Source organism: Streptomyces antnestii (assembly GCF_004005495.1).
Taxonomy (GTDB): domain Bacteria; phylum Actinomycetota; class Actinomycetes; order Streptomycetales; family Streptomycetaceae; genus Streptomyces; species Streptomyces antnestii.
In genome coordinates this window covers 89,885-101,883 of sequence record NZ_RZYA01000030.1, presented here as the reverse complement: position 1 = coordinate 101,883, position 11,999 = coordinate 89,885, and the positions used below count along the sequence as shown (strand labels likewise).

The window sequence follows — 11,999 nt, the reverse complement described above, 5'->3', positions numbered from 1 at the left end:
CCGCCCGCGACCAGTCCAGCTGGTTCTTCGACCGCAGTTCCTTCAGCAGCACCGCGTGCAGTTGGTCCCACACGCCGGCCTCGTTCCACGCGGCCAGACGCCGCCAGCAGGTCATGCCTGATCCGAACCCCAACTCCTGTGGCAGTTACTCCCATTGGATGCCGGTGTGCAGCACGAACAGGATCCCGCACAACGCTTGCCGGTCCGGTACCCGCGGTCGGCCCTCGACCAGCTTCCGACCTGGCTTGGGCAGTAACGGCTCGATGAGCGACCACAGTTCGTCCGACACGATCCAGGGCCGCGACTGACGTTTCCCCATGAACAGACCAACGACCCGACAAGCCAACAGCCACATGATCAACAGCTTTTGTTAGAGCCAGTAAGTGCTGTCCGAAGTCGTGAGTGTAGCCACGGACTGCTTGGGCAGGTAGGGGAACAGGTACCGCAGGTGGGCATGAGCGTGCCGCAGCCACCGCGCTTCAAAGGTGAAGCCGAGCATGGCCTGCATCATCGCCAGGGTCACCAACTCGGCATCGCTGAGCTGCGGGCAATGCCCACGGCTGGCCGCCGTGGCCCGAGACGCGGCGAACCCTTCAACAGATCATCGGTCTTCACGTAGAGCGCGGTTGCGAGGGAGTCCAAGTCTGTCTTCACGCACCGACATTGGACTCCCTCGCCTCGACTGCGCAGGGGATCGCGGTAATCCCGGCGTGGATACCTTCGACTACGGTGTCAGCACGATCCTCCCGAAGACCTCACCCGCGGCCATCTTCTGGTGCGCCAGCACGGCTTTGTCCAGTGGCAGCACCTCGTGCACCACTGTTTCGATCTCGCCGCGATTGGCTGCGGCGAACTGCTCGCTGCGCACGGCACGCAAGTCGGCTTGGGCGACGGTGGCTGCGCTGAAAGCGGCGAAGGACATCGACTTCTGGAACGCCGCCATGATCTTCGTGCCGAAGTCCGCGGGCGGCTGGCCTGCGACAGCGCCCACGGCCACCATGCGGCCGTTGGGGTTGAGCCTGTCGAAGAACGACGGCATGTCCTTGCCGGCCACAATGTCGATGATGACGTCATAGCCCACTGGAGCCTCCTTCCCTCCGTGGCCGGAGCGATCCAGCACGTGGGTCGCGCCGAGACAGCGCAGTCGCTCGCCGCGCTCGGCCGACGATGTCGTGACCGCCACCGCGGCGGCACCACCGCGAGCCGCGAGTTGCACTGCCATGATCCCGATGCTGCCGGCCGCGCCACGCACCAAGACCGTCTCCCAGGGAGCGAAATGGGCGTGGCGAAGCCCGAAGTGGGCCACCGCACCGGCACTGCCGAGCGTCACCGCGGCGACGGCGGACAGGCTGCTGGGCAAGGGAAGGATCTGCTCGATCGGCGCGACGGCCTGTTCGACGTAGCCTCCGCGGGTGGCGAGGTGGCGGGCACCGATCGCGTGCGTGCAGCTAGCCCCGGCACCCGCCGCTACCTCCCGTTCGAGGTCCTCGACACCGTCTTCACGAGCTGGGCATCACACTCGTCGACTCCATCGCCGACAACGCGGCCTGCGCCCGCGTGATCACCGGCACCCCCGTTGCCTTTCATCCGGCCTGGGACCTGAGAGCCGAACAGATCACGACGACGGCCGACGGAGCAGTGGCCGCGATGGGGCAGGGACGCGACATCCTCGGTGACCCGCTCAAGGCCCTGGTCTGGCTGACGCACCGCCTGCCCGCCCAGGACATCGCTCTTCGGGCCGAAGGCATCGTCCTGGCCGGCTCGGTCCACGCCAGCCTCCCGCTCACCCCAGGCACCGACTTCTGCGCAACCTCCACTCGGCTTCCCGGCGTCCTGCTGCGGGTCCTTTGACCTGCCGTACACACCGGGACCACACCCAGTTGTGCAGGGAATGTCGTGTTCCGGCGCGCCGCGCAAGCGATTCGGCGTGCCACGCGCGAGAGGAGCAGCGGCATGCCGCCAAAGTCCATCGAGGGCGGTTCCGTTCGACCCATTGACACCCCAGGGGCGACATCCTTACTGTCACGCCAGCTTTTCGAACGGGTGACGAAATTTCGAACAGGACCGAAGAGCACAGGGGGCAACTGCCGTGCGCATCACGGGAATCAGCACACACGTGGTCGGGACGCCTTGGCGCAATCTGACCTACGTCCAGGTGCACACCGACGAAGGGCTCACGGGAGTCGGCGAGACCCGGATGCTGGGCCACACCGACGCACTGATCGGCTATCTGCGGGAGGCGGAGGCCCATCACATTCTCGGCTCCGACCCGTTCGCTGTCGAGGACCTCGTCCGCCGTATGAAGTACGGCGACTACGGGCGGGCCGGCGAGATCGTCATGTCCGGCATCGCCGTCATCGAGATGGCCTGCTGGGACATCAAGGGCAAGGCCCTCGGCGTACCGGTGTGGCAGCTGCTGGGCGGGAAGGTGACCGACAAGGTCAAGGCCTACGCCAACGGCTGGTACACCACCGAGCGCACCCCGGAGGCGTACCACAAGGCCGCCCAGGGGGTGATCGAGCGCGGCTACAAGGCCCTCAAGATCGACCCCTTCGGGACCGGTCACTTCGAGCTGGACCACGAGCAGAGCCTGTATGCCGTCTCCCTCATCGAGGCCGTGCGGGACGCGATCGGCCCCGAGGCCGAGCTGATGCTGGAGATGCACGGCCGCTTCTCCCCGGCCACCGCCGTTCGTCTGGCCCGCGAGCTCGCGCCCTTCAAGCCCGCCTGGCTGGAGGAGCCGGTCCCGCCGGAGAACCTGAAGGCCCTGGAGAAGGTGGCCGCCAAGGTCGACATCCCGGTGGCGACCGGTGAGCGCATCCACGACCGGATCGAGTTCCGCGAGCTCTTCGAGAGCCAGGCGGTGGACATCATCCAGCCCGACGTCGGCCACATCGGCGGCATCTGGGAGACGCGGAAGCTGGCCGCCACCGCCGAGGCGCACTACGTGCTCGTCGCGCCGCACAACGTCGGCGGGCCCGTCCTCACCGCCGCCTCCCTCCAAGTCGGCTTCGCCTCCCCGAACTTCAAGATCCTTGAGCACTTCAACGACTTCGCGGACGCAGAGATCAAGAAGGTCGTGAAGGGGGCACCGCAGGTCGTCGACGGGTACTTCCAGCTCTCCGAGGCGCCCGGACTCGGCGTCGAGCTTGACACCGACGCGGCGGCCGAATTCCCCCAGCAGCAGGCCCGGTTCGACCTGTGGGCGGACGGCTGGGAGCAGCGCAAGCCGAAGGGCACGCAGTGAGCACGGCCGTCGTCATCGAGGGGCCGGGCGAGCACCGGATCATCGCGCACGAGCCGACGGCTCCGGCCGCCGGTGAGGCCCTGGTCCGCGTCCACGCGGCGGGCATCTGCGGCAGCGACCGCGAGGTCTACCAGGGCAACCGGCCCGATGGGTACGTCCGTTACCCGCTGACGCCCGGCCACGAGTGGTCCGGGACCGTCGAGGAGGTCGGCGCCGGTGTGCCCGCGGCGCTCGTCGGCCGTAAGGTCGTCGGCGAGGGCTTTCGCAGCTGCCAGGTCTGCGACCGCTGCCACGCGGGCGAGACGACGTTGTGCACGGCGGGATACGAGGAGACCGGATTCACCCGGCCGGGCGCGATGGCCGCCACGCTGACGCTTCCGGCGCGGCTCCTCCATGTCCTGCCGGACGACGCCGACCTGACGGCCGCCGCCCTCCTCGAACCGGGCGCCTGCATCGCGGCCGCCGCGCTGAAGGCGAACGCCCGGCCGGGCGAGCGTGTGGCCGTCGTGGGCACCGGCACGCTCGGGATGTTCGCGGTCCAGTTCCTCAGGGCGGGCTCTCCGGCCGAGCTGCTCGTGGTCGGCACCCGCCCGGACCGGGCCGCACTGTCGCGGGAGTTCGGCGCCACCGACTTCCGTACGAAGGACCAGGAGCTCCCTGACGACTTCGACGTGGTGATCGAAACCGCCGGGTCGGCCTCGGCGGCCCGTACCGCGGCCTCGCTGCTGCGGCGCGGCGGGCGTCTGGTACTCACCGGTATCCCCGCGCCGGGCGCCGAAGGGCTCGACCCCACCGATCTCGTCGTACGGCAGCTGGAGGTGCACACCGTGTTCGGGGCGCCGCCGAAGGCCTGGGCGCACACGGTGCGGGTGTTCGGCGCCGGGTTGCTGGACCCGTTGCCCCTGGTCACGCACGAGCTGCCGCTCGCCGAGTTCCCCGAGGCCATCGCACTGGTGGGGTCCGGCGATCCGAAGGTCGGCAAAGTCCTCCTCCGCCCCTGATCAGTACGCCGGTACGAAGACTCCTGACGCTTCGTACCGGCGTATACCCAAAGTCACGAACCTTGTCCGAAATATCGAACGTGAAGGACAGCTGTGACCGACGCTCCCCCTACGGCAGCCCGCCGACCCGGTCAGCAGGCGCTCGCCGCGCTCGGCCTGGGCGCGCCCGATCCCTCTCCCGCCGACGCCTCGCCGCACACCTTCCCGGGCGGCGGCCGCTGGCGCACCGAAGTGCCGTCCGTCGAAGGGCCCGAGGCCCTGGCCGTGGTCCTGAAGGAGTCCTCGCGGCTCGATGTGCCGATCCACCGGGTCAGCCAGGGCAGCGGTGTGTGGATGCTGACCGACGCCGAGATCACCGAGATGGTCGAGGCCACCGGTGAGCGCGACATCGAGCTCTGCCTGTTCACCGGCCCGCGCGGCACCTGGGACATCGGCGCCTCCGTACGTACCGACTCACGCGGCGGCGGGCTGCGCGCCCGCGGCCACGACGCGGTGGCCGGCTGTGCCGAAGACGCTGTCCGGGCAACGGAGCTGGGCGTCAAGTGTCTGCTCGTCGCCGACGAGGGCGTGCTGTGGGCCCTGCACCGGGCGCGTGAGGCCGGCATCATCCCGCCGGACACGACCCTGAAGGTCTCCGCACTGATCGGGCCTGTCAACCCGGCCTCGTACGCCGTGTACGAACACCTCGGCGCCGACTCGCTCAACGTGCCGAGCGATCTGACGCTCGATCACCTCACCGAGATCCGGCGAGTCTCCGCCGCCCCCATGGACATGTACATCGAGGCCCCCGACGACCTCGGCGGCTATGTCCGGATGTACGAGGTCGCCGAGCTGATCCGGCGCGGCGCACCGCTCTACCTGAAGTTCGGCCTGTCCAAGGCGCCCGCGATCTACCCGTACGGGCACCATCTGCGCGACGTGACGCTGGCGACCGCCCGGGAGCGGGTGCGGCGCGGCCGGCTCGCCCTGGACCTGCTCGCGCGGCACGGAGCGGACGGCGAGATGGCACCGCTCGGCTCGCGGCTGCCGGGTGCGCTCAAGCGGTTCGCCACCTCCTCATAACGCTCCGGACAAACCCCCGAACACGTCACAAAAGTCGATGTCGCCGCACACAATCCCCCACCTCTTTGCCGGTCGCCCCTCGCGAGACCGAGCCCCGCACACACATCAAGGATGATGATCATGCGTAATCGCAGAGCAGCCCTCGCCGCCATAACCGCAGCCGCCTCCCTCGCCCTCACCTTGTCCGCCTGCGGCCAGAGCGGCTCGGGCGGCAGCAAGGAGAAGTCGGGCAGCGCCAAGGGCGGCACCATCGGCATCGCGATGCCCACCAAGTCCTCGGAGCGCTGGATCAACGACGGCAACAACGTCGTCAAGAACCTCCAGGCCAAGGGGTACAAGACCAAGCTCGTCTACGGCGAGGACGACCCGAGCACTCAGGTCTCGCAGATCGAGAACCTGATCACCCAGGGCGTCAAGGGCCTGATCATCGCGGCCATCGACAACAAGTCCCTCAACAACGTCCTCCGGGAAGCCGCCTCCGCGAAGATCCCCGTCATCGCCTACGACCGGCTGATCCTCGGCACCAAGAACGTCGACTACTACGCCTCGTTCGACAACGAGAAGGTCGGCGTGCTGCAGGGTACGTACATCGCGCACAAGCTCGGTCTGGACAGCGGCAAGAAGGGCCCGTTCAACATCGAGCTGTTCGCCGGGTCGAACGACGACAACAACACCAAGTACTTCTTCGGCGGCGCGATGAGCGTGCTGCAGCCGTACATCGACAAGAAGGAGCTGGTGGTCAAGTCCGGGCAGACCCAGCTCAACCAGGTCACCACCCTGCGCTGGGACGGCGCCACCGCGCAGAAGCGCATGGAGGACATCCTCACCTCCACGTACTCGAGCGCCAAGGTCGACGCGGTGCTCTCGCCGTACGACGGCATCTCGATCGGCATCCTCGCCGCCCTGAAGTCGGACGGTTACGGCTCCTCCGGCAAGCCGCTGCCCGTCATCACCGGCCAGGACGCCGAACTCGCCTCGGTGAAGTCGATCATCTCCGGCCAGCAGACACAGACCGTCTACAAGGACACCCGCAAGCTGGCCGACGTCGCCGCGACCATGGTCGACGATTCCCTCAACGGCAAGAAGCCGCAGGTCAACGACACCAAGACCTACAACAACGGCACCAAGGTCGTCCCCGCCATGCTGCTGCAGCCGGTGAGCGTGGACAAGACCAACTACGAGGACGTGCTGGTCAAGGGCGGCTACTACACCGACGCCCAGCTCAAGTAACCGCCGCAGCCCACCGACCGCAACCGACTGGAAGGCACGACCATGGCGGGACCCGTCCTGGAAATGCGCTCGATCGTCAAGACCTTTCCCGGCGTCAAGGCGCTGTCGGACGTCACTCTGACCGTCCGTCAGGGCGAGGTCCACGCCATCTGCGGCGAGAACGGCGCCGGCAAGTCCACCTTGATGAAGGTGCTCTCCGGCGTCCATCCGCACGGCACCTACGAGGGAGAGGTCCTCTTCGAAGAAGAGGAATGCCGCTTCAAGGACATCCGGGCGAGCGAGAACAACGGCATCGTCATCATCCACCAGGAGCTGGCCCTGGTGCCGTACCTCTCCATCGCGGAGAACATCTTCCTCGGCAACGAACACGCCACGCGCGGGTTCATCAACTGGAACGACACCCTCAAGCACGCCACCGAGCTGCTGCGCCGGGTGGGCCTCGACGAGCACCCCGAGACCCGCGTCACCGACATCGGCGTGGGCAAGCAGCAGCTGGTGGAGATCGCGAAGGCGCTGTCGAAGTCGGTGAAGCTCCTCATCCTGGACGAGCCGACGGCAGCACTGAACGACGAGGACAGCGGCAAACTCCTCGACCTGATCCTGGAGTTGAAGAACCAGGGCCTCACCTCGATCATCATCTCCCACAAGCTCAACGAGATCCGCAAGGTCGCCGACTCGGTGACGATCCTCCGCGACGGGAGGTCGATCGAGACGCTCGACGTGAAGGCGGCGGAGACCACCGAGGAACGGATCATCTCCGGGATGGTCGGCCGCGACCTCGACCACCGCTTCCCCGAGCGCACCCCGCACGACGGGGAGCCGGACGCGGCCCCGGCCCTGGAGATCCGCAACTGGACGGTGCACCACCCGATCGACCGGCAGCGCAAGGTCGTCGACGACGTCTCGATCAACGTGCGGCGCGGCGAGATCGTCGGCATCGCGGGGCTGATGGGCGCCGGCCGCACCGAACTCGCGATGAGCGTCTTCGGCCGCACCTACGGCCGGTACGCGGCGGGCACGGTACTCAAGGACGGCACGGAGATCCGTACGAAGTCCGTCGCCGAGGTGGTCGGGCACGGCATCGCGTACGTCACCGAGGACCGCAAGCACTACGGCCTCAACCTCATCGACACCATCAACCGCAACATCTCGCTGACCGCGCTGCACAGGGTCGCCAAGCGGGGCGTGGTCGACGAGCACGCGGAGCGGCAGGTCTCCGAGGGTTTCCGCAAGTCCATGAACATCAAGGCGCCGACCGTCTTCGAGCCGGTCGGCAAGCTGTCCGGCGGCAACCAGCAGAAGGTCGTACTCAGCAAGTGGATCTTCGCGGGTCCCGACGTGCTGATCCTGGACGAGCCCACCCGCGGCATCGACGTGGGCGCCAAGTACGAGATCTACACGGTCATCGACCAGCTGGCCGCCCAGGGCAAGGCGGTCGTCTTCATCTCCTCCGAGCTGCCCGAGCTGCTGGGCATGTGCGACCGCATCTACACGATGGCAGCGGGACGGCTGACCGGTGAGGTGCCGCGGGCCGAGGCCACGCAGGAAGTTCTGATGCGCCAGATGACCAAGGACAAAGAGGTAACCCGATGAGCACGGATGTAACCGCCAAGAGTCCGGCCCCCGCGCCACCGGACGGAAGCGGATCGGCCGCAGGCGGCGGGGGCCTGCTCCAGCTGATGCTGAACGGCCTGCGCCGCAACATGCGGCAGTACGGCATGCTGATCGCGCTCGGCCTGATCGTCGTCCTCTTCCAGATCTGGACCGGCGGGGACCTGCTGCTGCCGCGCAACGTCTCCAACCTGGTGCTGCAGAACAGCTACATCCTGATCCTCGCGATCGGCATGATGCTGGTGATCATCGCCGGGCACATCGACCTGTCGGTCGGCTCGCTGACGGCGTTCGTGGGCGCGTTCGCCGCCGTACTGACCGTCAGTCACCATGTCGCCTGGCCCATCGCCCTGGTGCTGTGCCTGCTGGTGGGCGCGGTGGCGGGCTCGGTGCAAGGGTTCCTGATCGCGTATCTGGGCATACCATCGTTCATCGTCACCCTGGCCGGGATGCTCCTCTTCCGCGGTCTGACGGAGATCCTGCTCAAAGGACAGACCCTCGGCCCGTTCCCCAACGGGCTGCAGAAGATGGGCAACGGCTTCCTGCCCGAGGTCGGCCCGAACACGAACTACCACAACCTCACACTGCTCCTCGGCATCGTGCTCATGGTCGCCGTGGTGTGGCAGGAGGTACGGGCCCGGCGCCGGCAGCAGGAGTTCACGCTCGCGGTCCTGCCCGCGCGGCTGTTCGCGCTGAAGCTCGTCGCGCTGGTCGCCGCGATCCTCACCCTCACGATGCTGCTCGCCAGCTACAACGGCGCCCCGATCGTCCTGATCATCCTCGGTGTCCTGGTGGTCGGCTACGGCTACGTGATGCGCAACGCGGTCTTCGGCCGCCACATCTACGCGATCGGCGGCAACCTGCCGGCCGCGAAGCTGTCCGGCGTCAAGGACAAGCGGGTCACCTTCCAGGTGTTCCTGAACATGGGCGTGCTCGCGGCCCTGGCAGGTCTGGTGGTCGCCGCCCGTCTGAACGCGGCCTCGCCGAAAGCGGGAGTGAATTTCGAACTCGAGGCGATCGCCTCGTCGTTCATCGGTGGCGCGTCCATGAGCGGCGGTGTCGGCACCGTCCTCGGCGCGATCATCGGCGGTCTCGTCCTCGGTGTGCTGAACAACGGCATGAACCTCCTCAGCGTCGGCACCGACTGGCAGCAGGTCATCAAGGGCCTGGCCCTGCTGGTGGCGGTCGGCTTCGACGTGTGGAACAAGCGCAAGTCCGGTTCGTAAGTCAGATCGGGCCCCGCCGGAAAGGCGGGGCCCCTCCTTTTGCAGGAGCCGCTCATGGAACTGAACAGACGTACGGTCATTGCAGGCGCCGCAGCCGCTGGCCTCGCCGCGACCACCCTCGGCACGGGCACGGCACAGGCGGGCACCTCGGCCCCGGAAGGCAGGAAGCCGGCGAAGGAGCTCTTCGGCACGCTCGCCGACGGCACCAAGGTCTACCGCTGGTCGCTGGAGAACGGCGGCACCCGATTGAAGGTGCTGTCCTACGGCGGCATCATCCAGTCCCTGGAGATCCCGGACCGGCACGGCCGGTACGCCAACGTCTCCCTCGGCTACGACAACCTCGACGCGTACATCAAGGGGACCACCTTCTTCGGCGCCACCATCGGCCGCTACGGCAACCGCATCGCCAAGGGCCAGTTCACCCTCGACGGCAAGAAGTACCAACTGTCCGTCAACGACGGCGCGAACAGCCTGCACGGCGGCGCCAAGGGCTTCAACACCAAGGTGTGGGACGTCGAACCGTTCGCCGCCGGCTCCGACGTCGGCCTGCACCTGTACTACACCAGCATCGACGGCGAGATGGGCTACCCCGGCACCCTGAAGACGAAGGTCACCTTCACGCTGAACAGGCACGGCGACTGGCGCATCGACTACGAGGCCACCACCGACAAGCCCACCGTGGTCAACCTCACCAACCACACGTACTACAACCTCGCGGGCGAGGGCAGCGGCAGCATCTACGACCACGAACTCCGGCTGGCGGCAGGCCGGTTCACCCCGACCGACTCGGGCCTGATCCCCACCGGCGAGCTGGCGAAGGTCAAGGGCACCCCCTTCGACTTCTCCCACCCCAAGCCGATCGGACGTGACATCCGCATCGGCCATCCGCAACTGGTCACCGCCAAGGGCTACGACCACAACTTCGTGCTCGACAAGGGCATGACCGCGAAGCCCGAGCACGTGGTGACGCTGCGCGACCCCGGCTCCGGCCGCACCCTGAAGATCTTCACCGACCAGCCCGGCGTGCAGTTCTACTCGGGCAACTTCCTGGACGGCACCCTGGTCGGCCCGTCCGGCCACACCTACCGGCAGGGCGACGGACTGGCCCTGGAGACCCAGCACTTCCCGGACTCGCCGAACGAGCCGTCGTTCCCGTCGACGGTGCTGCGGCCGGGGCAGACGTACCGCACGACCACGGTGCACACGTTCGACTGCTGAACAGCTGGAACCTGGGCAAGTACATCAGTGACCGGAATTCTTGAGCGCAGGCCCCTCCCTTCGGGGAGGGGTTGGCTCATCCTCGTGCCGGAGCCGCGCAGCGGCGGAGTTCGCTGCGTTGTCAGTGGCGGGCACTATGTTGATCACATCAGTTGGAGGGGGGTGTTTCTCATGCTGTCGGGCCGCAGGTATCGGCTTGAGTTGACGGCCGAACAGGCGGAGATGTGCGAGGAGTTCGGCAACGTCTGTCGGTCGGTGTGGAACACCGGCCTCCATCAGCGCCGGGAGTACCGGCGCCGTGGGGCGTGGATGAACTCGCGCCGCAGTGCGCCGAGCTGGCCGAGGCCAAGCGGGAACACCCCTGGTTGAAGGCCGCGCCGTCGCACGCGCTTCAGCAGACACTCAAGGATTTAGACCGGGCGTGCCGGGATCACGGCACCTTCAAGGTGCGGTGGAGGTCGAAGGTGCGTTGGTCGCCTTCGTTCCGGTTTCCCGATGCCAAGCAGATCAGCGTGGAGCGCTTGGGCCGTAAGTGGGGCCGGGCGAAGCTGCCGAAGCTGGGCTGGGTCCGCTTCCGCTGGTCGCGCCCCCTGGGGGGTGAGATCCGGTCCGCGACCGTGTCGAAGAAGTCCGGGCACTGGTTTGTGTCGTTCCTCGTGGACGACCAGGCCGTCACACCCGAGAAGCATGCGATGCCCGGCACAGCGGTCGGGATCGACCGGGGCGTCAAGGTTGCGGCGGTCACCTCCGACGGCGACTTCCACGACCGGGAGTTCATCACCGCCGATCAGGCTGGACGGTACCGGCGGCTTCAGCAGCAGTTCGCCCGCACCAAGAAGGGCAGCGCCAACCGGTCCAAGACCCGGGCGGCGATGAACCGGATCATGGGCCGGGTCACGGACCGGCGTGGCCACTTCTGTGCCCAGACCGCTTCCCGGATCGTCGCGAAGAACGCTCTGGTGGTGCTGGAAGACCTGCGGATCAAGAACATGTCCGCGTCCGCCTCGGGCACGATCGAGGCGCCGGGTTCCCGCGTCGTCGCTCAGAAACGGGGCCTGAACAGGGCCGTCCTCGACAAGGGATGGCACCGCCTCGAACTCGCCCTCGTGGGCGCCGCCCGGTACACGGGCACGACCGTGGTGAAGGTCAATCCCGCGTACACGTCGCAAAGGTGTTCCGCCTGCGGCTTCGCCTGCGAAGAAAACCGAGAGAGCCAATCGGTCTTCGTGTGCAAAGCCGAAGGCTGCGGACACACCGCACACGCCGACGTGAACGCGGCCGTCAACATCAAACACGCGGGCGGGCAGCCCGTGTCAGCCTGTGGAGACCTCGGCGCCAGCGGGTCCGCGAAGCAGGAACCCGTAAGCCGGGCGACCGGCCGAACCCCCTCATAGGGGAAGCCCC

At 67.5% G+C, this 11,999-nt stretch carries 10 protein-coding genes and 3 pseudogenes; 10 read left to right on the top strand and 3 right to left on the bottom strand.

The genetic code is table 11. The features are described 5' to 3' along the window. The 3 pseudogenes from EOT10_RS42415 to EOT10_RS38160 form a co-directional block, all read right to left on the bottom strand. Window positions 1-319 (bottom strand): annotated as a pseudogene (locus tag EOT10_RS42415) (transposase); the annotation flags it as partial. Between the two features lie 96 nt (window positions 320-415). Continuing rightward, a pseudogene (locus EOT10_RS42965) lies at window positions 416-654 on the bottom strand (IS982 family transposase); the annotation flags it as partial. 70 nt (window positions 655-724) lie between these two features. Then, window positions 725-1,471 (bottom strand): annotated as a pseudogene (locus EOT10_RS38160) (zinc-binding dehydrogenase); the annotation flags it as partial. A gap of 86 nt (window positions 1,472-1,557) precedes the next feature. Here EOT10_RS38160 and EOT10_RS38155 point away from each other — a divergent pair. From EOT10_RS38155 to EOT10_RS38115, 10 genes are all read left to right on the top strand, one after another. Beyond that, window positions 1,558-1,851, top strand: a complete 294-nt coding sequence (locus EOT10_RS38155; RefSeq protein WP_127832967.1) for a hypothetical protein — start codon at window positions 1,558-1,560, stop codon at window positions 1,849-1,851. Between the two features lie 238 nt (window positions 1,852-2,089). After that, entirely contained in the window at window positions 2,090-3,247 is a 1,158-nt protein-coding gene (locus tag EOT10_RS38150) for a mandelate racemase/muconate lactonizing enzyme family protein (protein ID WP_127832966.1), read from the top strand. Continuing rightward, a complete protein-coding gene (locus EOT10_RS38145; RefSeq protein ID WP_127832965.1) occupies window positions 3,244-4,248 on the top strand; it encodes a zinc-dependent alcohol dehydrogenase in 1,005 nt (334 codons plus the stop codon). Before EOT10_RS38150 ends, EOT10_RS38145 begins: the two co-directional genes overlap by 4 nt. A 93-nt stretch (window positions 4,249-4,341) precedes the next feature. Continuing rightward, on the top strand, window positions 4,342-5,310 hold the full coding sequence (locus EOT10_RS38140) for a hypothetical protein (RefSeq protein WP_127832964.1): 969 nt from the start codon (window positions 4,342-4,344) through the stop codon (window positions 5,308-5,310). A gap of 120 nt (window positions 5,311-5,430) precedes the next feature. Then, window positions 5,431-6,540 (top strand): multiple monosaccharide ABC transporter substrate-binding protein, encoded by a 1,110-nt coding sequence (gene chvE / locus EOT10_RS38135; RefSeq protein WP_127832963.1) that lies wholly within the window; start codon window positions 5,431-5,433, stop codon window positions 6,538-6,540. A 42-nt stretch (window positions 6,541-6,582) separates the two neighbouring features. After that, the gene (gene mmsA, locus EOT10_RS38130; protein ID WP_127832962.1) at window positions 6,583-8,133 is read left to right on the top strand and encodes a multiple monosaccharide ABC transporter ATP-binding protein; all 1,551 of its coding nucleotides are present in this window, start codon (window positions 6,583-6,585) and stop codon (window positions 8,131-8,133) included. Then, window positions 8,130-9,377: a multiple monosaccharide ABC transporter permease gene (gene mmsB / locus EOT10_RS38125; RefSeq protein WP_127832961.1), complete on the top strand. Its 1,248-nt coding sequence runs from the start codon at window positions 8,130-8,132 to the stop codon at window positions 9,375-9,377. Before mmsA ends, mmsB begins: the two co-directional genes overlap by 4 nt. A gap of 54 nt (window positions 9,378-9,431) precedes the next feature. Continuing rightward, window positions 9,432-10,595 (top strand): aldose epimerase family protein, encoded by a 1,164-nt coding sequence (locus EOT10_RS38120; protein WP_127832960.1) that lies wholly within the window; start codon window positions 9,432-9,434, stop codon window positions 10,593-10,595. A 171-nt stretch (window positions 10,596-10,766) separates the two neighbouring features. After that, window positions 10,767-10,964 carry a helix-turn-helix domain-containing protein gene (locus EOT10_RS43325; RefSeq protein WP_223281462.1) on the top strand — a complete coding sequence of 66 codons (198 nt, stop codon included), beginning with the start codon at window positions 10,767-10,769 and terminating at the stop codon, window positions 10,962-10,964. Then, the gene (locus EOT10_RS38115) at window positions 10,901-11,989 is read left to right on the top strand and encodes an RNA-guided endonuclease InsQ/TnpB family protein (RefSeq protein WP_223281461.1); all 1,089 of its coding nucleotides are present in this window, start codon (window positions 10,901-10,903) and stop codon (window positions 11,987-11,989) included. The genes EOT10_RS43325 and EOT10_RS38115 overlap by 64 nt, the downstream gene beginning before the upstream one ends. Window positions 11,990-11,999: the final 10 nt, after the last annotated feature.